Annotated in this window: 20 protein-coding genes; 19 read left to right on the top strand and 1 reads right to left on the bottom strand. The window is 69.9% G+C overall.

Features of this window, described 5'->3' with window-relative positions:
• Positions 1 to 851: vWA domain-containing protein (locus ACWDKQ_RS14155; RefSeq protein WP_450139165.1), on the top strand; the 851-nt coding region annotated here is incomplete at its 5' end.
• A gap of 186 nt (positions 852 to 1,037) precedes the next feature.
• Here ACWDKQ_RS14155 and ACWDKQ_RS14150 read toward each other — a convergent pair.
• Positions 1,038 to 2,210 carry an MFS transporter gene (locus tag ACWDKQ_RS14150; protein WP_450139164.1) on the bottom strand — a complete coding sequence of 391 codons (1,173 nt, stop codon included), beginning with the start codon at positions 2,208 to 2,210 and terminating at the stop codon, positions 1,038 to 1,040.
• Between the two features lie 221 nt (positions 2,211 to 2,431).
• Here ACWDKQ_RS14150 and ACWDKQ_RS14145 point away from each other — a divergent pair, with 221 nt between their 5' ends.
• The 18 genes from ACWDKQ_RS14145 to ACWDKQ_RS14060 all read left to right on the top strand — a co-directional run bounded on the left by ACWDKQ_RS14145 (position 2,432) and on the right by ACWDKQ_RS14060 (position 19,355).
• Positions 2,432 to 2,839 (top strand): hypothetical protein, encoded by a 408-nt coding sequence (locus tag ACWDKQ_RS14145; protein ID WP_450139163.1) that lies wholly within the window; start codon positions 2,432 to 2,434, stop codon positions 2,837 to 2,839.
• A complete protein-coding gene (locus tag ACWDKQ_RS14140) occupies positions 2,805 to 3,395 on the top strand; it encodes a DUF3558 family protein (RefSeq protein ID WP_450139162.1) in 591 nt (196 codons plus the stop codon). The genes ACWDKQ_RS14145 and ACWDKQ_RS14140 overlap by 35 nt, the downstream gene beginning before the upstream one ends.
• A 61-nt stretch (positions 3,396 to 3,456) precedes the next feature.
• Entirely contained in the window at positions 3,457 to 4,881 is a 1,425-nt protein-coding gene (locus ACWDKQ_RS14135; protein WP_450139161.1) for a hypothetical protein, read from the top strand.
• Between the two features lie 45 nt (positions 4,882 to 4,926).
• Positions 4,927 to 5,700 carry an ESX secretion-associated protein EspG gene (locus ACWDKQ_RS14130; RefSeq protein WP_450139160.1) on the top strand — a complete coding sequence of 258 codons (774 nt, stop codon included), beginning with the start codon at positions 4,927 to 4,929 and terminating at the stop codon, positions 5,698 to 5,700.
• Positions 5,701 to 6,150: 450 nt separating this feature from the next.
• Positions 6,151 to 6,765, top strand: coding sequence for a cob(I)yrinic acid a,c-diamide adenosyltransferase (gene cobO, locus ACWDKQ_RS14125; RefSeq protein WP_450139159.1), 615 nt, complete (start codon positions 6,151 to 6,153; stop codon positions 6,763 to 6,765).
• Positions 6,759 to 8,129, top strand: a complete 1,371-nt coding sequence (locus tag ACWDKQ_RS14120) for a cobyrinate a,c-diamide synthase (RefSeq protein ID WP_450139158.1) — start codon at positions 6,759 to 6,761, stop codon at positions 8,127 to 8,129. The genes cobO and ACWDKQ_RS14120 overlap by 7 nt, the downstream gene beginning before the upstream one ends.
• The gene (cobI, locus tag ACWDKQ_RS14115) at positions 8,129 to 8,866 is read left to right on the top strand and encodes a precorrin-2 C(20)-methyltransferase (RefSeq protein ID WP_450139157.1); all 738 of its coding nucleotides are present in this window, start codon (positions 8,129 to 8,131) and stop codon (positions 8,864 to 8,866) included. The genes ACWDKQ_RS14120 and cobI overlap by 1 nt, the downstream gene beginning before the upstream one ends.
• Positions 8,860 to 10,329: a precorrin-4 C(11)-methyltransferase gene (gene cobM, locus ACWDKQ_RS14110; protein ID WP_450139156.1), complete on the top strand. Its 1,470-nt coding sequence runs from the start codon at positions 8,860 to 8,862 to the stop codon at positions 10,327 to 10,329. Before cobI ends, cobM begins: the two co-directional genes overlap by 7 nt.
• Positions 10,313 to 11,479, top strand: a complete 1,167-nt coding sequence (locus ACWDKQ_RS14105) for a cobalt-precorrin-5B (C(1))-methyltransferase (protein WP_450139155.1) — start codon at positions 10,313 to 10,315, stop codon at positions 11,477 to 11,479. The genes cobM and ACWDKQ_RS14105 overlap by 17 nt, the downstream gene beginning before the upstream one ends.
• The gene (cbiE, locus tag ACWDKQ_RS14100; RefSeq protein WP_450139154.1) at positions 11,464 to 12,666 is read left to right on the top strand and encodes a precorrin-6y C5,15-methyltransferase (decarboxylating) subunit CbiE; all 1,203 of its coding nucleotides are present in this window, start codon (positions 11,464 to 11,466) and stop codon (positions 12,664 to 12,666) included. Before ACWDKQ_RS14105 ends, cbiE begins: the two co-directional genes overlap by 16 nt.
• A gap of 455 nt (positions 12,667 to 13,121) precedes the next feature.
• Positions 13,122 to 14,876 (top strand): precorrin-3B C(17)-methyltransferase, encoded by a 1,755-nt coding sequence (cobJ, locus tag ACWDKQ_RS14095; protein ID WP_450139153.1) that lies wholly within the window; start codon positions 13,122 to 13,124, stop codon positions 14,874 to 14,876.
• On the top strand, positions 14,866 to 15,048 hold the full coding sequence (locus ACWDKQ_RS14090; protein WP_450139152.1) for a DUF362 domain-containing protein: 183 nt from the start codon (positions 14,866 to 14,868) through the stop codon (positions 15,046 to 15,048). Before cobJ ends, ACWDKQ_RS14090 begins: the two co-directional genes overlap by 11 nt.
• 438 nt (positions 15,049 to 15,486) lie before the next feature.
• Positions 15,487 to 15,891, top strand: a complete 405-nt coding sequence (locus ACWDKQ_RS14085) for a hypothetical protein (protein WP_450139151.1) — start codon at positions 15,487 to 15,489, stop codon at positions 15,889 to 15,891.
• Positions 15,892 to 15,895: 4 nt separating this feature from the next.
• The gene (locus ACWDKQ_RS14080; RefSeq protein ID WP_450139168.1) at positions 15,896 to 17,326 is read left to right on the top strand and encodes an aminotransferase class I/II-fold pyridoxal phosphate-dependent enzyme; all 1,431 of its coding nucleotides are present in this window, start codon (positions 15,896 to 15,898) and stop codon (positions 17,324 to 17,326) included.
• A 165-nt stretch (positions 17,327 to 17,491) separates the two neighbouring features.
• Entirely contained in the window at positions 17,492 to 17,671 is a 180-nt protein-coding gene (locus ACWDKQ_RS14075) for a hypothetical protein (protein ID WP_450139150.1), read from the top strand.
• Between the two features lie 9 nt (positions 17,672 to 17,680).
• Positions 17,681 to 17,908, top strand: coding sequence for a hypothetical protein (locus tag ACWDKQ_RS14070; protein ID WP_450139149.1), 228 nt, complete (start codon positions 17,681 to 17,683; stop codon positions 17,906 to 17,908).
• Positions 17,909 to 18,101: 193 nt separating this feature from the next.
• Positions 18,102 to 18,797 carry a hypothetical protein gene (locus ACWDKQ_RS14065; RefSeq protein ID WP_450139148.1) on the top strand — a complete coding sequence of 232 codons (696 nt, stop codon included), beginning with the start codon at positions 18,102 to 18,104 and terminating at the stop codon, positions 18,795 to 18,797.
• Positions 18,798 to 18,848: 51 nt separating this feature from the next.
• Positions 18,849 to 19,355 (top strand): tyrosine-type recombinase/integrase, encoded by a 507-nt coding sequence (locus tag ACWDKQ_RS14060; protein WP_450139147.1) that lies wholly within the window; start codon positions 18,849 to 18,851, stop codon positions 19,353 to 19,355.
• Positions 19,356 to 19,447 lie beyond the last annotated feature (92 nt).

The following is a 19,447-nucleotide window of genomic DNA, read 5'->3' as shown; positions in this document are numbered from 1 at the left end:
GACCAGGACCGATCTCGGCGATCACCTCGCCGTCGACCAGCACGTCCACCGGATCGCCCACGCCGTACGGGCGGACGTCCTTCTGTTGGAGTGTCGGGTTGGCGTCGATCGATCGCACTGTGGATGGACATGGCATCCACCTGGCGGCCACGCTGGCCGTCGCGGCGCCGCACCAGATCGCCCGCGGCCGCAGCGGTCCCGGGCTGGTGCTGCGCTCCGACGATCTGCGGCGGGCCATCCGGGAAGGGCGTGAGGGGAACCTGGTGCTGTTCGCGGTGGATGCGTCGGGGTCGATGGCCGCCAGGGAGCGGATGTCGGCGGTCAGCGGCGCCGTTGTGTCGCTGCTGAGGGACGCCTACCAGCGGCGAGACAAGGTCGGCGTGGTGACCTTCCGCGGCGACTCCGCGGAACTCGCGCTGCCGCCGACGTCCTCGGTTGACGTCGCGGCCGCGCGGATGCGGGGGCTGCGCACCGGCGGTCGCACGCCGCTGGCCGACGGGCTGCTGCGAGTTCGCCGAGTGGTGCAGATCGAGCGGATGCGGGATCCGAATCGGCGGACCCTGCTCGTGCTGCTGACCGACGGAAAAGCCACCGTGCCGGTGAACCCCGATGTCGGCGGGCGGCTTCGGGCCCAACGCGCCGTCGACGACGCGCTGCGTTCGGCCGGGCTGCTCGCCGAGGCGGGCGTGGCCTCCGTCGTGGTGGATTGCGAGAGCGGGCCGGTCCGCCTCGGGTTGGCCGCCCGCCTCGCGGCCGCGCTGGGCGGCCCTTGCCTGCGGTTGGAGGAGCTTTCGGCCGGCAACGTCGCGGGCGTGGTGCGCGCGGTCCGGGACGAGCGGCGCGCCGCTTGATCTCGTTTTGGTTACGAGATCCGGCGTTCTGCCTTCTGGCCCAGCCGACTGATTGGTACGGTACTGCCGTCCACCTGACCCCCAGGGGTGGACTTCCAAGATGCCCCCGCGCTCCCGGCGACCCCCAGGCTGGTCGAGCGCGGGGGCTCTTTTCCGGCCGTCCGGATCAGCTCGTTTCGGCGAGCTTCACCTGGCCCGGCCAGCGCGGACAGGCTCGTTTCGCTTCTGGTAGCGGAAGCGGCACGCGGACGCGGTGATCAGCAGGGGAACCGCGGTGGCGGCGGCGATTCCGAAGACCAGCGAGTACGAACCTCGCTGGATGAACGGACCCGCAGCAGCCGAAGCGACCGCGCTCCCGAGGAACAGCGCCGCGGCGAACAACGCCACGGCGGTGCCCCTGGCCTCCGGGACCACCGACGTCACCCAGGTCTGCAGCGACGAATGCATGAACGACCAGCCGCCACCGAGCAGCAGCGCCGCGACCACGACGGTCGCGATGTTGGCGTCGGCCGTCACGACCAGGTATCCGAGCGCCATCGCGGTGCCGCCGATCGCGATCAGTTGCCAGACCGCCAGCCGCCGCCCCAGCATCTTGACCAGCCTGGAGAACAACCAAACGCCGGCGCCGTAGGTGGCGGTGGCGAGGCCGGCCACGGCGACGTCGACACCCTCCTGCACCAGTGCCGAGGCGAGGAACGTCATGGTGCCCAAAAGCACCGCGCCCTCGACGAACACCAGCCCGAAGACCAGCAGGGCCCAACGATTCCCCAGCACCGCCATCAGGTGGCTGCGCACGCCCTCGACCTGGCTGCGCTCAGGTTCCGGAAGCTTGCGGAGCAGGAATGAGCACAGTGCGGCGCACCCTGCCGGGACGGCGAAAACCGTGCGCCAATCCAGGAAACCGGCCAACAGTCCGCCGACGGCGGTCGCCAGCGCGGTGCCCATCGCCGACGCCGCCATCAGGTCCGAAAGGGCGGCCTGACGGTTCTTCTGCGGCACGGTGTCACCGACGTATGTCAGCGAAGCTGGAACGACGGCGCCCATGCACGCGCCGGTGATGGCGCGCGCCACGACCAGTGCGGTCAGGTTCGGCGCCAGCGCGGAGACCACGCCCGCCGCAGCGGCACCGAGCAGCGTGCCGCGCATGACCGGAACGCGCCCGAACCGATCCGACAGCAAACCCCAAACCGGTTGGGAGAGGCCATAAGCGAGGAAGTAGCCGCTCGCAACGGCGACCGCCGCCCCCAAGGGCACCTGCAAACCGAGCGCGATCAGCACCAGCATCGGCGTGACAGCGAAGCGGTCGAAATTGGAGATCAGCGTGGCGGCGGACAACACCGGCGGCGGCCTGGTAGACATCGGGCGGCTCCTGGTGGATTGGGACGCCCGTCCATGTTCGCCCTCCGCGCCGGCTCGCGACGCGTGAAGTTGGCCACGTTCGTCCCGGGAACCGAGTTGGTCCGTTAGGGGTTTTCGGTCCGGCATAAGGACGAATCTCGCAATTGTCCGGAAGCCGGAGCTGTCGGCGGTGCTAGCTTCAGGCGCGCTGAAGCCAGATTGGACAGCCTGGGGGAAGCCGGATGAAGGAGCCAATCGGAGCGGCAGCCGACGCAGCAGTCGGACTCGCTGCCACGAGCGATGCGATGCAAGGCGTCATCAGCGCGGCCAACAGCGGCCGATTCCGCGTAACCCAGGAGGCAGGTGACGAGCTGATCAGGATTTTCCTGGATTTCCAGGACGCGTTGGGTTCTATGCGCCGCGACGGTCGACAGCTCAACCACCGCACCTTGCTCGGAGACAGCCCTGCGGGCAAGACGATCAGTGATTTCAATCAGCAGGTCGCGGCCGGCGGGGACGGCCGATCGTATGAAGAAATGCTCTTACACTTGCACGAAAGGGTGCCGCAGGTGATCGAAGCCATCAAGAAAGGCATCCGGACATACCGAGAAATCGATGAGGGAAACGCCGAATTCGGTGTGCCGACATGAGATAGAGGTTGTCCAGGTGGGTAAAAATGGTTCGTGTTCCGCTGCGCTGGCAGCGTTGCTGTCCTTGCTCCTCGGCGCTGCCGCCTGCAGCTCGAAACAGCCTGGGGTCCCGGCCCAGACCGATCAACCGGAACCAACGTATGCGAGCAGTGTCTATTCCGGCTTGGCAGCGATGGACGCATGCCAAGTCTTCAACCCCGACCAGGCGTCGCAGCTCGGCCTGGAGGGCACCGGCGAAGTGAAGAACTTCGCCGGTGGCCGCGGTTGCGACTGGAAAACCGCCGACGGCGGTATCCGGGTCGTCCTCTACGACACTACGAGACTGGACCAACTGAACCTGTCCGATGGTCGGGTCGAGCCCACCACTTTCGCCAGTCGGGACGCCAGAATCCAGCGCGATGCATTGGGGCCTGGTGACTGCTCCCTCCTATTCGCGGCCGGTGGGTCGTCCTCGGTTTCGCTGGACGCGTCCTCGAACGACATGAACACCGAGGCGGCCTGTCTGTTCGCCCAGCAGGTCGGGCAATTGGTCGAAGCTAAGCTCCCGGAAAACTGAACAACGCTCGCAGAATCGAAAAAAATCGACGGAAAACTGAAAATGGTTTCGAGGGGGAGTTATGACGTCTCCGTCGGGCGGGGGATCGGAATACATCGCCGACCACGAGCATTCCACGTACGAACAGCGGCGTCAGCAGTACGCCGGGCTGGCTGACATACCGCTTGTCGGCGATGCGCTGACTAAAGCGCTTTCGCGGGCACAGGCCGCGCAGCAGGCCGCGAAGTACGGGCAGCAGCAGGCCGCGGCGCTGTCGGTCGATCAAGAGCTGCGCGAAAAACCGAGTGAGTTGGGGAACACGCACTACCTCTCCTACGGGCACGCGGAACTGGCGCGGTTCGTCCAGGAGAACTTCGACCCGGCCGCAGTGCACGATGTCGGTCGCATCTACCACGACCACGGCCAGAAGTTCCTCGACTTCGCCGAGCGGATCAGGCAGGCCGCGGCCAAGACCCAGGACACCTGGGAAGGCGCGGCGGGTGACGCCATGCGCGCGCACGTCACGCAGTTGGCCGATCACATGTCGCACTCCGGTAATGCCGCGCAGTTGACCGGCAACCAGATCGGCTTGCAAGCCGAGGTGGGGGAGCGGGCGCGGAACTCGATGCCGGACGTGGTCGAGTTCGACCTGAAGGGAGAGCTGAAGGACTACGTCTCCGACCCCAATCCGTTCACCGCCATCAGCCGGGCGAACGCGATCGTGGAGAAGCAGCAGAAGAGCCAGGCCGCGCATCAGGAAGCAGCCGAGGTGATGTCGAAGATGGAGTCGGACTTCGGGTCGGCCGCCGCGCAGACCCCGGCGTTCGTGCCCGCGCCGCGTGCGCCGGAGGAGCAGACCAGCACTCCACCGCAGCAACAGCAGCACACGCTCGGTTCCATCGACTCGTCGATCAGCACATCGGGCAAGCCTTCGTCGACTCATTCGGCTTGGGTCGGTCCGACCCCGTCGTTGCCGCCGCACAGCCCGCCGAGTTCCCCGCCGGTACCGCCGAACAGCACGATCCCGGTGTGGCAGCAGGGCATGGTCTCGCCGGGGCCGGACACCCGGTGGAATCCGCAGACCAGCCAGTGGGAACGCCGCAATTCCTACAGCGGGCGGTGGGCTCCGCTGGCGCCCGACCAGCAGCGTCCGGGGCCCGGCGGCGGGCCGGGTGCTGGCGGTGGCCGTCCCGGCCCCGGTGGTGCCGGCCGGGGTGGCGGCATGGGTGGTGCCGGTCGGATCGGTGGTGCCGGTGGCTCGCTCGGCGCGGGTGGCCGCTGCGGCGTCGGCGGACTCGGTGCGGCCGGAGGTGCGACCGCCGGAGGCACCGGTGCGGCGGGTGCGCGTGGTGGTGCCGCGATGGCCGGTGGCGGTGCCGCCGGGCGCGGTCAAGGTGGCAAGTCCGAACAGGACGAAGAGCGCGCGACCAAGTACGTGCTCGACACCGATGAGGTGTGGGAAGACCTCGGGCTGCCGAAGGTTGCGCCTCCGGTGTTCGGCGAATAGCTCGTTGGTTTCTCAGGGAGTCGGGGCATTTCCGGAGGGGAAGTTATGCTCGATTCGTTCACGCTTTCCGCGGAAGCGGCGGACATCCTCGGCGAAGATCTGCGGATCGACCTGCGGCAGTTCCCGTTCGAGATACCGCACTTCGGCGCCACCATCGACGATCGGGCCCGGCTGCGCAGGGACGTCTGGAGCGGGTTGGAGCGGCGGCGGTTGGCGGAGCGCGGCCGGGCGGAACCGGCGCTGGAGCAGGCGCTGAACCTGTTGCACAGACCGGAGATTTCGGTGGCGGTGACCTCCTACGATGGTCGGGCCGACGCCGTCTATCGGGCGCGGGCGGCGGTGGCCGGCAGCGCTGGGGTGGTGGCGGTCCAGGAGGAGCAGGGCCTGCGGATCGAGTTCATCGACGCCCGCGGGTTGTCCCGGGTTTGCGTCGAGCTGCTGCCGGATGTCCCGGCGGGAAAGCTCGAAGCGGGCACGATCGCAGCCGCCGGTGAGCCGGAACCGGAGCGCGTGGCCAACGACGAGCCGGACTCGTGGCTGGCGACGGCGAGCATCTCCGGCCACGGTGGCGGTGATCTCCGCAAGGTGCAGAAGATCATGGCGTTGCCGGTGTGGCGGGTCGGCTATTTCATGGTGACGGGCGGAAGGCAGGTGCGGTCCCCGGCGATCGGCTGGCGCGACACTGAGGAAGGCCGCTACAGCGTCACGACGAGGCGCAACAACGACGGCGAGCACTGGAACACCTTCGGCCCGGCGGACAAAGCCCGCCTGCACCGCTACCTCGACGAGCGACTCGCCGCCTTCCATCTCGAAAGCTGACCCCGGGCGACCCGGCGCATCCGGGGGAGGCGGCGGTGCCCGACCGGCGATGGTCGGTGCCGGTTCCCGAAACCGCGACAGCACCAACGGCACCCGGTGCGCGGATTACCGTGTATCACGTTTCGGTGACCGACAGTGGCAGAGCGAGGTCCCCGAGGACCACCTGTTCCCGCTGCGCGACTGGCTCGGCACCGCCGATGCGGCTGTAAAGCGGCAGAGGCCCGAACCGTGGTATCCCGGAAATTCACCTGGGTGCCCGAACGGGATCGACCCACCTGCGGGTTGGCGATGTCGCCCCTGTGCGCTCGCCGCCGCAGTCCGTGCGGTCGTCGTGGACGAGCCGCAATCTGACGATCTCTGACGAGCAGGAAGACCTGTGCCGGGGGGCCGCAGGCACGAGCCGAGCGAACCGACGCTGTTGCGGCCCGGTCCGCCCGTTAAGGTCGGTGCATGCCTCAGGGACAGCCTTCGACCGTGCCGAACGACGGGTTGACCACTCGCCAGCGCCGCAACACGCCGCTCGTCGTGGTGCACACCGGTGAGATGAAGGGCAAGTCCACCGCCGCGTTCGGGCTCGCGCTCCGCGGCTGGAACCAGGGCTGGTCGATCGGCGTGTTCCAGTTCGTCAAGTCCGCGAAGTGGCGCGTCGGCGAGGAGTCGGCGTTGCGCGCGCTGGGACGGTTGCACGACGAAACCGGTGAGGGCGGCCCCGTCGAGTGGCACAAGATGGGCGAAGGCTGGTCCTGGACCCGCAAGAAGGGCAGCGAGGACGACCACGCCGCGGCCGCGCTGGAGGGCTGGCGGGAGATCGCCCGTCGGATCGGCGAGCAGCGCCACGGCCTCTACGTGCTGGACGAGTTCACCTATCCGCTGCACTGGGGCTGGGTCGACGTCGCTGAGGTCGTCGAGACCCTGCGCGACCGACCCGGGCACCAGCACGTCGTGATCACCGGACGCTACGCCCCGCAGGCGCTGATCGACGCTGCCGACCTCGTCATGGAGACCACCAAGGTCAAGCACCCGATGGACGCTGGCCAGAAGGGCCAGAAGGGAATCGAGTGGTGACCGGTGCGCTTCCGCAAGCCCGGTTGATCGTGGCGGCTCCCGCATCGGGACAGGGCAAGACGACGGTGGCGACCGGGTTGCTGGGCGCGCTGCGGCGCCGGGGCACCGTGGTCGCGCCATTCAAGGTCGGCCCGGATTACATCGACCCCGGGTACCATCGGCTCGCCGCCGGCCGCCCCGCCCGCAACCTCGATCCCGTGCTGGTCGGGGAGGACCGCATCGCGCCGCTGTTCCGGCACGGTGCCGCCGGGGCCGAGTTGTCCATCGTGGAGGGTGTTATGGGGCTGTTCGACGGCCGCATCGGGCCCGGGGACGGGGTCGCGGTCGGCTCCACCGCGCACGTCGCTCAACTGCTGAGCGCGCCGGTCGTGCTGGTCGTCGATGCCAAGGGGCAAAGCCACAGCCTCGCCGCGCTGCTGCACGGTTTCCGCAGCTACCGACCGGAGGTCCGGGTCGCAGGCGTCATCCTCAACCGAGTCGGCTCGCCGCGGCACGAGGAGGTGCTCCGCGACGCCGCCGACAACGCGGGTCTCCCGGTGCTCGGCGCGATCCCGCGCACCGAGGACCTCGCCGTTCCGTCGCGCCATCTCGGTCTCGTCCCGGCTGCCGAGCACGGCGGGGAGGCCGTCCGCGCGGTCGACGCGATGGCCGACGTCGTTGCCCGGTCAGTGGATCTCGACGCGGTGTGCGCGCTCGCGCGCTCGGTTCCCGCGCTGCCCTGCCCCGCCTGGAATCCGCGCGACGAGGTGGTACCGCAGGCGGGGCCGGTGGTCGCGGTGGCCGGTGGGCAGGCATTCACCTTCGCCTACGCCGAGCACGCCGAGCTGCTCGAAGCCGCCGGTGCCGAAGTCGTCGTCCTCGACCCGCTCAACGACGAGCGGCTGCCGGAACGCACCGCGGGTTTGGTGCTGCCGGGCGGTTTCCCCGAACAGCACGCCGCCGAACTGTCGGCGAACACCGCTCTGCGCGAGGAGATCGCGGCGTTCGCTGCCACCGGCGCGCCGATCCACGCCGAGTGCGGCGGGCTGCTCTACCTGGCAGCGGAGGTGGACGGCCACCCGCTGTGCGGGGTGCTCGACGCGCGGGCGCGGATGTCGCCGCGGTTGGTGCTCGGCTACCGCGACGCGGTGGCCGCCGCCGATTCAGTCCTATTCGCCGAAGGAGCACGAGTGAGCGGGCACGAATTCCACCGCACCGTCCTGGAACCCGGCAGCGGACCGCAACCCGCCTGGATGTGGCGCGGCGCGACCGGTGTCCAGCGGGAAGGCTTCGTGCAGGTAGGAGGCGTGCACGCCTCCTACCTGCACACCCATCCGGCCGGGCAGCCCGGCGCGGTCCAGCGGTTCGTGGCGAGGTGCGCTTGATGCGGCTGGTCGGTGTCGGGGTCGGCCCCGGCGACCCGGAAATGCTGACCCTGGCCGCGCTGCGCGAGATCCGGGAGGCGGGCACAGTGTTCGTCCCGGTGCTCTCCGCCGACGAGCAGGGTCGGGCGGAAGCCATCGTCCGCGCGCACCTGGGTAACGACGACCGGGTGCAGCGGCTGGTCTTCGCGTTGGCCGATCCGGTGGACGGCCCCCAGGACCGGCGACGCAGGCACTGGTACGAGGCCGCCACGGTCGTCGCGCGGCGGCTGCGTGCTCAGGGCGGCACCGTGGCCTTCGCCACCCTCGGGGATCCCGCCGTGTATTCGACCTTCAGCTACCTCGCGGGCACTGTGGCCGAGCTGTTGCCCGAGGTCGAACTGGCCACCGTGCCGGGGATCACCGCGATGCAGGCCACGGCCGCACAAGCAGGCGTGGCGCTGACCGAAGGTGCCGAATCACTCACCGTGATACCGGTGATGCGTGACGTGACCGCACTGCAGGAGGCGCTGCGGGCACGCGGTACGGTCGTTGCCTACAAAGGCGGCCGGCGGCTCGGCGAACTGCGCGCCGCGATCGCCGAGAGCGGAGCCATGCAGCGCGCGGTCTACGCCGAGCACCTGGGCACGCCGGACGCGCGGGTGCTGCCGCTGTCCGATGTGTCCGAAGTGGATGACGCGCCTTATCTGTCCACTGTGGTAGTGCTTCCACCCCGAGGCGGAAGAGGAGAACAATGGTGACTGGCCGGATCTCGTTCATCGGTGCCGGACCGGGCGCGGCCGACCTGATCACGGTCCGCGGTGCCCGGCGGATCGCCGAAGCCGACATCGTGGTATGGGCTGCGAGCCTGGTCGCGCCGGAATGCATCCAGGAGCACGCGCGCAGCGATGCGGAACTGGTCGACTCCTCCCGGCTGACCCACGAACAGGCGCTGGAGATCTACCGCCGCGCCGAGCGCGACAAGCTCAACGTCGCCCGGGTGCACTCCGGTGACCCGTCGCTGTGGGGCGCTGTCCAGGAACAGCACGACGCGTGCGCGCGGATGAACCTGGAAGTCGAGATCGTGCCGGGCGTTCCGGCGTTCTCCGCCGCGGCGGCCGCCGTCGGGCGAGAGCTCACCGTGCCGGAAGTCGCCCAGTCGCTGGTGCTGACCCGCCTGGAGGGCGGCAAGACGCCGATGCCCGAAGGCGAGAAGGTTCGCGAGTTCGCCAAGCACGGCACCACGATGGCGCTATTCCTCTCCGCCGCGCGCACCGGCCAGCTAGTCGAGGAACTGCGGGCCGGCGGCTACCCCGACGACACCCCGGTGCTGGTGGCCTACAAAGTCACCTGGCCCGATGAGCTGCTGCTTCGCACTAACCTCGCCGACCTGGAGAAGACCGTCAAGCAGCACAAGCTCTGGCGGCACACGCTGTTCATCGTCGGCAAGGGCCTCGCCAGCTCGGGAACCCGCTCGCACCTCTACCACGCGGGGCACTTCCACACCTACCGCCGAGCCGACCCGGCCGCGCGCCGCGCGCTGCGGGCCGAGCGCCCCACCGCCGCGGGCCGCCGCGCGGAGAGCGCCGTGAAGCCCGCCCCCAGCGCCGAAGACCCGGGGGAGCGGGTGCGCGACTCCGACGTCGCCTGGTGGGCGGTGCGCGACTGGCAGGAGAGCGCCCGCGGCGCGGCGCGGGTCGCGGCGAACCGCGCGGCCCCGGCCCGTCGGGTGGACGCCGCGCAGTCCCAGTTGTTCACCGACGACCTGACGGCGGGCGAACGGCCTGTTGGTGCCGTGGAGGTGGGTGAAGGGTCCGTTGGCTCCGATGCGCGTGTTGGTGCGGTGGGGGGCGAACGGCCTGTTGGTGCCGTGGAGGTGGGTGAAGGGTCCGTTGGCTCCGATGCGCGTGTTGGTGCGGTGGGGGGTGAACGGCCTGTTGGTGCCGTGGAGGTGGGTGAACAGTCCGTTGGCTCCGATGCGCCGGAGCCGGAGCCGCGCCGGACCTCGGCGGCCAGCACGACGGTTACCCGGGCCACGGCGCAGGCCGTTCCCGCGAAGCGGGGTGGAACGAAGTCCGGGGCGAAGAGCGCGGCGACGAAGTCCGCGGCGAAACCGGCCGCGGTGAAGCGGACGAAGTCCGCGACCACCTCGACGGCAGCGGCGAAGGCGAAGCCCGCCGCGCGGCGCAAGTCCCCGGCGAAGCCGGATGAGCACAGCGAGTAACGAGGCGCAGCCGCCGCTGCGGGAGCCGGACCTGCCGCGCACCGCGAAGGTCCGGCCCAAGGCGCTGCGCACCGGGTTCACCACGGGTGCGTGCTCCGCGGCGGCGGCCCGGGCGGCGGCCCAACTGCTCGCCACCGGAGACCTCCCGGCCACGGTGGACATCCCGTTTCCGGACGGCAGGTACCGGCGCTTCCAGGTCGATTCGGGATCGATCGGGCCCGCCACCGCAGTGGTCGTCAAGGACGCGGGCGACGATCCCGACGTCACGCACGGCGCTCGGATGACCGCGTCGGTCACCGCCCGCGATGATGGCGAGATCGTGCTGCACGGCGGAGAAGGCGTCGGCGTCGTGACCAAGCCGGGCCTCGGCCTGGAGGTCGGCGGACCGGCGATCAACCCGGTGCCCCGCGAGATGATCACCAACGCGGTGCGCGAGGCGCTCGGCGCGCGCGGCGCGGACGTCACGATCACCGTGCCCGGCGGCGAGAAGATGGCCTACAAGACCACCAACCGGCGGTTGGGCATCTTCGGCGGCATCTCGATCCTCGGCACCACCGGCATCGTGCGGCCGTTCTCCACCGCGTCCTGGCGGTCCAGCGTCGAACAGGCGGTTTCCGTGCTCGCCGCGCAGGGCGGCCGGGTTGCGGTGCTGTCCACCGGCGGTCGCACCGAGAAGGCCGCGATGCGGCTGCTGCCCGACGAGCCCGAGGTGGCGTTCATCGAGGTCGGCGACTTCACCGGTGCAGCGCTGCGTCGCGCCGTCGAGCACGGGCTGGACGAGGTCGTGTTCGTCGGCATGATCGGCAAGCTGACCAAGCTCGCCTCCGGCGTGGTGATGACGCACTACACAAGGTCCAAAGTGGACACGGCGTTGCTCGGCAGGCTGACCGGCGAGTTCGGTGGCGCTCCCGAGCAGGTCGCCGAGATCGAGCAGGCCGCCACCGCCCGCCGGGCCTACGAGGTGTGGCAGCACAGCGGGCTGCTCTCGGCGTGTGCGCACCGGCTCTGCGGGCAGGTGGCAGCAGTATTGGAGCGGTTCAGCGAGGAATGCGGCCGTCGGCTGCGTGTTCGGGTCGCGATGGTGGACTTCCAGGGTGAACACGTGGTGGCGGCCACCGAGGCGAGGTGGGTGACGTGGCAGTCACGGTGATCGGGGTCGATGGTGGCGACTTGCCGAAGGGCGGTGCCGAAGCACTGGAGTCGGCGCGGCTCGTGGTGGGCGGCAGACGGCACCTCGAAGTGCATGCGCCGGAACACGTGCGAAAGCTCGAGCTGGGGCCGCTGGAACCGGCGCTGAACGCCTTGTCGTCGCTGTCCGGTGACGAGAACGGCGTGGTGCTGGCCTCGGGCGATCCCGGCTTCTTCGGTGCGGTCCGAGCGCTGCGCGAACGCGGCATCCGGTGCACGGTGCTGCCCTCGACCTCCAGCGTTCAGCAGCTGATGGCGCGCGTCGGCCGCTCCTGGGACGACGTCGTGGTGGTCAGCGCGCACGGCCGCGACCTCCGCCAGGCGATTAACGTCTGCCGCGCGCGACCGGCGGTGGCGGTGCTGACCGCGCCGAAGGCGGGCCCGGCCCAGATCGCATCCGGGCTGGCCGGTTGGCGCCGGACCATGGTCGTCGCCGAGGACCTCGGCGGGCCGAACGAGTCGGTGGTCACCATCGAACCGGCCGAGGCGGCCAAGCGCACCTGGTATGAGCCGAACATCGTGCTTTCTCTGACGGAGCTGGACGACGTGCCGCACCGGGGCTGGATCGCCGGCGGCGAGCCGGTGCCGCCGGCGACCGGCTGGGCGCTGTCCGAGGACGAGTTCTCCCACCGCGACGGCATGATCACCAAGGCCGAGGTGCGGGCCGTGGCGCTGGCGAAGCTCGCGCCGAGGCCGGGGACGCTGGTCTGGGACGTCGGGGCGGGATCCGGTTCGATGGCGGTGGAGTGCGCCCGGATGGGAGCGGCGACGATCGCGGTGGAGTCCGACGAGGCCCAGGTGGTGCGGTTGATCACCAACGCGGCGAGCCACGGCGTGGACGTCCGGATCGAGGAGGGCGCGGCGCCGCAAGTGCTGCGCAACCTGCCACGGCCCGACGCGATCTTCGTGGGTGGCGGCGGCACCGAGGTCGTCGCGGCGTGTGCGCACGCCGGAGCGTCCCGCGTCGTGGTTGCGCTGGCGGCGCTGGACCGGGTCGGGCCAACCCGCGACGCGCTGCGGGCGGCGGACTACGAGGTGGAGGGCGTGCAGCTGTCGGCGGCAAGGCTGGCGGAACTGCCCGACGGCGCGTCCCGCCTGGAAGCGGCCAACCCGGTCGTGCTGATCTCCGGATGCCGGAAACAACGCTGACGGGCCGGAGTTTTCGCATTTCAGGGCCCGTGAGTACTTTTGGGTGAGATAGCCCCCGAACGCAATCGCGGCCGTTGACCAGCGCTGGGTTCCCGGCCCTGGATGTCGATGTTCGGGAAGATGACTTGCTGGCTCGGGGTGGCCGCTTCGCGTGGGCGACGTTGTCGACGACCTTCAGGCCTGGGGGGCCCGATCGGCGCGCATCTCCGGAAAAGCGCCGACGGCTGATCAAGGCCGGACAACGCATCTGGGCTGGGCCGCGCTGGCGCAGACGTCAGCACGAGGTTCGCAGCCGCCGACGCGGCTACCCCTAAACTGCCGGGCAGAACTGAACGCAGAATCAGAACGCGGCGAGAAGGTGCCCGGCATCGGGATTCGGCCTGGCGCGACGCTGCCCGGACAACGGCGGCTGACGGCGTCCGCGCGAGAAACATCGACGAGGTAGAGGAGCAGCAGTGATCGGTCTGTTCGCGGTGACCGCGGCGGGGCGGCGGGCGGCCGCCGAGCTGGCCGGACGGCTGGGGCCGGAGGCGGTCGTCGCCGACGGGCCGATCGGTCCCGCCGTGCGCCGGCTCTGGGACCATCTGGACGCGGCGGTGTTCTTCTTGGCCAGCGGCGCTGCGGTGCGGCTGGTTGCGCCGCTGCTGCGGGACAAGCACACCGATCCCGGTGTGGTCTGCGTCGACGAGGCGCGCCGCTTCGCCATCTCCCTGGCCGGTGGCCACGCCGGAGGCGCCAACGCGCTCGCTGAGCAGGTCGCCGATGTGCTCGGCTGCACCCCGGTGGTCACTACCGCGACCGACAGCATCGGCACCACCCCGCTGGACGAACTCGTCGACCAGCTCGACGCCAGCGTGGACGGTGACCTGGCGGCCTGCGGCGTCGCGATCCTGGACGGCTGGCCGGTCCGCCTGGTCAACCCGCACGGCTTCCCGCTTCCCGCTCTGCCGTCCAACGTCGCCACCGCCGCCGAAGCGCCACTGTGGACGGTCGTGATCGACGACCGGCGGCCAACGCAGGACGAGGAGCGGACGCTGCGGCTCATCCCGCGCACCCTGGTCGTCGGCATCGGATCCGCGCGGGGCGTCTCGCGGACGGCGGTGACCGAGACGGTCGCGCGGCTGGACCGCGAGCACGGTCTGGACCCGAGGGCGATCCGCGCGGTGGCCAGCGTCGACCTGAAGGCCGACGAGGACGGCATCCTCGAAGCCTTGCAGGACCTGAGCTTCTGGTACTCCGACGGCGGGGAGGAGCTGTCGCTGCTGACCTATCCGGCGGCGGCGCTGGCCGGTGTCGAGGTGCCCAACCCCAGCGAGGTGGTGCGCGCCGAGGTCGGCACGCCCTCCGTCGCGGAGGCATCCGCGCTGCACGCGGCCGCCGAACTGGGAGCCGGGGCGCCCGTCGAGCTGGTGGTGCCGAAGATCAAGGGCGACAACGTGACCGTCGCCGCCGCCCGCATCCAACCGCGCGGTCGGCTGGCCATCATCGGCATCGGCCCGGGTGCGCCAGACCTGCGAGCCCCGCGTGCCGACATCGAGCTGCGCCGCGCCTCCGTGGTCGTCGGTCTGGACCAGTACGTCGACCAGGTGCGGCACCTGCTGCGCCCCGGCACCGAGGTGCGCGCCACCGGGCTCGGCGCCGAGGAGGCCCGCGCCGCCGAGGCGGTGGAGCTGGCCCGGGCGGGGCGGGCGGTGGCCTTGATCGGCTCCGGCGACGCCGGGGTGTACGCGATGGCCAGCCCGGCGATGGAGAAGGCCGACGTCGATATCGAGGTCGTCGGCGTGCCGGGGGTGACGGCGGCGCTGGCCGCGTCCGCGCTGCTGGGCGCGCCGCTGGGCCACGACCACGCGCTGATCAGCCTGTCCGACCTGCACACGCCGTGGGAGATCATCGAGCGCCGCGTCCGGGCAGCGGCCGAGGGTGACCTGGTGGTGTGCTTCTACAACCCGCGTTCGGAGCAGCGGCACTGGCAGCTCGGCCGGGCCCTGGAGATCCTGGCGGAGCACCGCCCGGTGACCACGCCGGTCGGCGCCGTCCGCCAGGCCAGCCGTGCTGGGGAGCGGGCGTGGTGCGCCCCGATCGGCGAATTCGACCCGGCCGAGGTGGACATGTTCACCACGGTGCTCGTCGGCTCCTCGCAGTCCACTGTGGTCGGTGGTCGGATGGTGACGCCCAGGGGTTACCGGTGGATGGCGGCGGATGCCCGCTGATCCGCTGGTGATCTCGACGGCCTGCACGGCGTGCGGGGCCTGCCTCTTGACCTGCCCGGAGCACGCCCTCCGCCCGGCCCACGGGCGCCCGGCGGTCCTGGCGGACCGCTGCACGGCCTGCGGGGAATGCGTCGAGATCTGCCCGGCGGACGCCATCGACCTGCTCCGCTGACCGATTTCGGTTTGTTCGTTTCGCCGGTGGTGGTGTGCATGCGGGGGACATCGCGAACGCACGGTACTGCCGCCGGCGGGGGCCGATGAGCTGCTGGGATTGCTCCGGGGCGCTGGATGAGCAAGGCAATGCCGCAGCGTTGATCACCCGCGACGGCTCGCGGATTGACCTGCCGGACGAACTGTAGGACGTGTCGCACGACGTGGTGTTCGCACTGGCCCGTGGCTTGGCGATCACAGTTGCCCGGGACACACGGTGCTGACGACCGGCGAGGCGGAGGAGATTTGGGGTCTCCAGGCCAACGCTCGGCCGGCTCCTCGAATCAGGCGGATGCCTTTCGAGCAGCCGGGCCGCCATCGCCGGATTCGGCTGGACGACTTGTTGGCGTACCGCGAGCGCGCTCGACGTGCCCGCGCGGCGGGCTGGATGAAATGGCGGGTGTCCGACGCGGCGGGCTTTTACGACCTCCCAGCCGACTCGGATGTCGAGCGGTGTCCGAATCAGAGCAGGAAGACTGAGCCACGACGGATGATGCGAGCTTTTCATGCGTGTGTGCTGTTCGAGCCGCTGCTCTGCGGTTCCCTCCTCGGCATCGCGGGGAGGACGCATACCGGCTGCGAAGACCTCATCAGAGCAATGACCAACGACGCCAGATATAGTCACGGGCTCGCCGCGGCAGTTCGCGGAAACGCAGAGGTGGTCGTGACGGAGAACCTCCGCGTTTTCCCGAAGGCAGCCGTGGAGCCCTACGACATCGTGGTGCTCGACCAGGACGAGTACCTGCTCGGTCTGTACTTCCTGGCTTCGGGTGCGGTGGAGTGCTTAGCTGGCTGTGATGAGTGAGCACATGTCGCCGGAGGAGTTCCGGGCGTTCGGTCGGCAGGTCGTTGACTGGATCGCCGACTACTACGCCGGTGTCGAGAAGCATCCGGTTCGCTCGCAGGTGCGGCCCGGTGAGGTCAGGTCGCAGCTCCCGGCGCATCCGCCCGAGCAGGGCGAGCCGTTCGAGCGGGTGCTGAGCGACCTCGACGCGGTGCTGATGCCGGGCGTGACGCACTGGCAGCACCCGAACTTCTTCGCCTACTTCCCGGCCAACGCCACCGGCCCGTCGATCCTCGGCGATTTGCTCTCCAGCGGGCTCGGCGTGCAGGGCATGATCTGGACGACCAGTCCCGCGTGCACCGAGCTGGAGTCCGTGGTCGTGGACTGGATGGCCGAGCTGCTGGGCCTTGCCGAGCACTTCCGCACCGACGCCGTTGGCGGCGGGGTGATCCAGGACTCCGCCTCCAGCGCTGCGCTGGTCGCCTGCCTAGCGGCGTTGCAGCGGGTCAGCGACGCGCAGGTTGCGAGTCGGGGCATCACCCGGCGGCACACGCTCTACGTCTCCGCGCACACCCACTCGTCCCTGGAGCGCGCGGCGCGGATGGCCGGCATCGGCGCGGACAACGTCCGGATCGTCGACGTCGACCCGGACTCGCTCGGCATGGACCCGAAGCACCTCGACGCCCTGATCACCGAGGACCTCGCAGCCGGCGCGGTGCCCACGCTGGTGTGCGCGACGATCGGCACCACCTCGACGACCGCGATCGATCCGGTCCGCGAGATCGGCGGCGTGTGCCGGGCGCGTGGGGTCTGGCTGCACGTGGACGCGGCGTACGCGGGCGTCGCCGCGGTGTGCCCGGAGCTGCGCTGGATCAACGACGGCGTCGCCGAGTTCGCCGATTCCTACTGCACCAACGCGCACAAGTGGCTGTTGACCAACTTCGACTGCAGCCTGCTGTGGATGGCCGACCGGCGGCCCATGATCGACGCGCTGTCGATCCTGCCCGAGTACCTGCGCAACCCGGCGACCGCGTCCGGTGAGGTGATCGACTACCGGGACTGGCAGGTGCCGCTGGGCCGCCGGTTCCGGGCGTTGAAGCTGTGGTCGGTGCTGCGCTGGTACGGCGCGGAAGGGCTGCGCGAGCACATCCGCACCACCGTCGGCCTCGCCCAGGAGTTCGCCGGCTGGGTCCGCGACGACCCGCGCTTCGAGCTGCTTGAGCCGCACCCGCTGGGCCTGGTCTGCTTCCGGCCGCTGTTTCCCGGACTGTCCACCGGGGACGCCAACGATCAGGTCTACCGGCTGATGGAATCGCTGAACGAGTCAGGGGAGCTGTACCTGACCCACACCAAGGTGGGCGGCAGGACGCTGCTGCGGCTCGCGGTCGGTTCGCCGCAGACCGAGCGGCGCCACGTGCTGGCGGCCTGGAAGCGGATCCAGCAGGCGGCGGGCTGACTTGCCGCGAGCAGCGCGTAGCGATCAGCAGGAACACGTGCGTCGGCGCTGGCCAGCGGCCCGCGGTCGCGGCTTGGAGCGCGTGAATCGCGGCTGGGGTGCTCGTCGTCGGCGCGTGGCGGTGAAGTCGCTGATCGGTGCCGTGCTGGACGTCGTCGCGCTTTGTTGATCAATCGGCCGGTCGGCGGGCGCAGTCGGGACGCGGGAGCGCTCCGGCTGGACTGGTACGCGGCGGCGGGCTGGACGCTGACGGGGCCCGCCGAGCCACTGCCGATGGTCGTCTTCGACGAGCCGTGCATCATGCGGCGGCTCGCATTGGACGCGGTGACCGAGACCGGCCGGTAGCCGGACCTGGTGTGCGAGGCGGCCGATCTGGTCGGCGTGCTCGCGGCCGCGCGATCCGGACTCCGCGTCACGCTGCTGCCCTCGGCGAAGCCGCGCCTGGATGGGCTCGTAGTGCGCGATGACCTTCCACAGTTGGAGCCCACGCCGCTGCGCGTCCGGGCACGTCCCGGACTTGCCGACGACCTCGCGGGCCTGGCGGCGCAGACGGTTCGCGAAGTCCTCGAAGCGCACTCGTGATCGCGCTGCGCACGACGTGAAGGGCACTTCTGACCGAAAAATCGGACAGCAAGTGTCCTTCCAGGTCAGGCCCGGTGTGTTCGATCTTGATACGGCGTCTGCTACGTGTAGCGCTACACAAGATCATCGCCGGGCCTGATCCTGAGCTAGGCTCGCCGACGCGCTGTGCTCATGACCGAGAGGGACATGAGCAATGGGCTACGCCCGATCACTCGCCTCAGGCAGCTGGGCTGCTTACTACCGGGAGCCACTGGCCGACGCGTCCGGCCGACGGCTGTGCGCCCGGGTGCCGAAGTCGCCGGACTACCCGACGAAGGCCACTGCCAAGGCTGCCGGGGATGCGTATGAGCTTCATCTAAGGGCTGTCTCCGCCGACCTGAACGTTGAAGTCGCACCGCGACGCGGGGTGGTGACGCTGGACGCCTACGCGCCCGGTGCCATCGACCGGGCTCCCGATCTTGCGCCCAACACCCGCGCCACCTACAAGACCGCGGTGCGCAGCGCTGGACGGGAGCACTTCGGTGAAGGCTTCCCGGTGGATCGGCTGACCGCCGACGCGGTCGAGCGCTACTACTCCAATATCGGGCACCTCGCGGCGAAGACGCGGCAGACGCGGATCATCGCCTTGGCGACCGTGGCTCGCCGGGCGATTCGCGAGGGGGTGCTGGCCACCGAGCACCATCCGGCGCACTGGGGCATCACTGTGCGCGAAGATCAGCCCGTCCGGCGGCGCGTGCTGTCGTACACCGAGCTGCACCGCCTCGCGGCGGCCATGCCAGCGCACCTGTGGGCCGCCCCGATCATCGGCCACGACACTGGGCTGCGGGTCTCGGAGTTAGCGGCCCTGTCGCTGACCGACATCGAATGGGGCGATGGCGGTCGGGCCTAATTGTGGATTACACGAACGACGAACGGCAATGGATAAGTTCTTCATCCGCACGTGAAGAACAAGGTGATCCGCCGCGTACCGCTGAGTGTCCGGGCCCTAGGGGCATGGATGTATCACGCCGGGAATTTCGTCCCTGACGGCGCGCAGCGACTTTTCTGGAAAGGTCGGCAAGGGAAGCGGAAGCTTGCTCCTGCTGGTACTGACTATTTCAGGCACACCATCCAGCGGGCGCGTGAGATCGCTCAGATTGAGCGCATGGTGGAGTCGGGACACAAGCCTCTTGTCGGGTGGCACGATCTGCGTCGTGCGTTTGCGACGAAGATCTACCGGGCAACTCGTGATGTTCGGGAGGTGCAGCATTTGATGGGTCATTCCACGGTGGCGATGACAATGAAGTACATCCTCGATTTCGAGCGCGAGGAGGAGCACAGGGAGGCAGTCGACATCGCCTTCGGAGTACAGGACTTCACTCCGCCGCAGCACCTCCTGCCGAGCGGCAGGGCCGAGACCGAGGGCTCGCACTCGTCCATGTGGGCGATCACGGAGAGCGCCGCCTAACCTGGGACGTTCTGTCCCAGAAGCGTCGAAAGCTCACCAGCTCTGCGCTGAACGGGTGGCATTCGGAAAAAAATTCACGACGATCAAGACGG

The sequence above is a fragment of the Saccharopolyspora sp. NPDC000995 genome (assembly GCF_053599315.1).
Note: the sequence above shows the minus strand (reverse complement) of the source record. Positions and strands in the feature narration are given on the sequence as shown.

Coding starts and splice junctions, on each gene's coding strand:
- ACWDKQ_RS14150 (WP_450139164.1), bottom strand. CDS start 2,210: ATGTCTACCAGGCCGCCGCCGGTGTTGTCCGCCGCCACGCTGATCTCC.
- ACWDKQ_RS14145 (WP_450139163.1), top strand. CDS start 2,432: ATGAAGGAGCCAATCGGAGCGGCAGCCGACGCAGCAGTCGGACTCGCT.
- ACWDKQ_RS14140 (WP_450139162.1), top strand. CDS start 2,805: ATGAGGGAAACGCCGAATTCGGTGTGCCGACATGAGATAGAGGTTGTC.
- ACWDKQ_RS14135 (WP_450139161.1), top strand. CDS start 3,457: ATGACGTCTCCGTCGGGCGGGGGATCGGAATACATCGCCGACCACGAG.
- ACWDKQ_RS14130 (WP_450139160.1), top strand. CDS start 4,927: ATGCTCGATTCGTTCACGCTTTCCGCGGAAGCGGCGGACATCCTCGGC.
- cobO (WP_450139159.1), top strand. CDS start 6,151: ATGCCTCAGGGACAGCCTTCGACCGTGCCGAACGACGGGTTGACCACT.
- cobI (WP_450139157.1), top strand. CDS start 8,129: ATGCGGCTGGTCGGTGTCGGGGTCGGCCCCGGCGACCCGGAAATGCTG.
- cobM (WP_450139156.1), top strand. CDS start 8,860: ATGGTGACTGGCCGGATCTCGTTCATCGGTGCCGGACCGGGCGCGGCC.
- ACWDKQ_RS14105 (WP_450139155.1), top strand. CDS start 10,313: ATGAGCACAGCGAGTAACGAGGCGCAGCCGCCGCTGCGGGAGCCGGAC.
- ACWDKQ_RS14090 (WP_450139152.1), top strand. CDS start 14,866: ATGCCCGCTGATCCGCTGGTGATCTCGACGGCCTGCACGGCGTGCGGG.
- ACWDKQ_RS14080 (WP_450139168.1), top strand. CDS start 15,896: ATGTCGCCGGAGGAGTTCCGGGCGTTCGGTCGGCAGGTCGTTGACTGG.
- ACWDKQ_RS14065 (WP_450139148.1), top strand. CDS start 18,102: ATGGGCTACGCCCGATCACTCGCCTCAGGCAGCTGGGCTGCTTACTAC.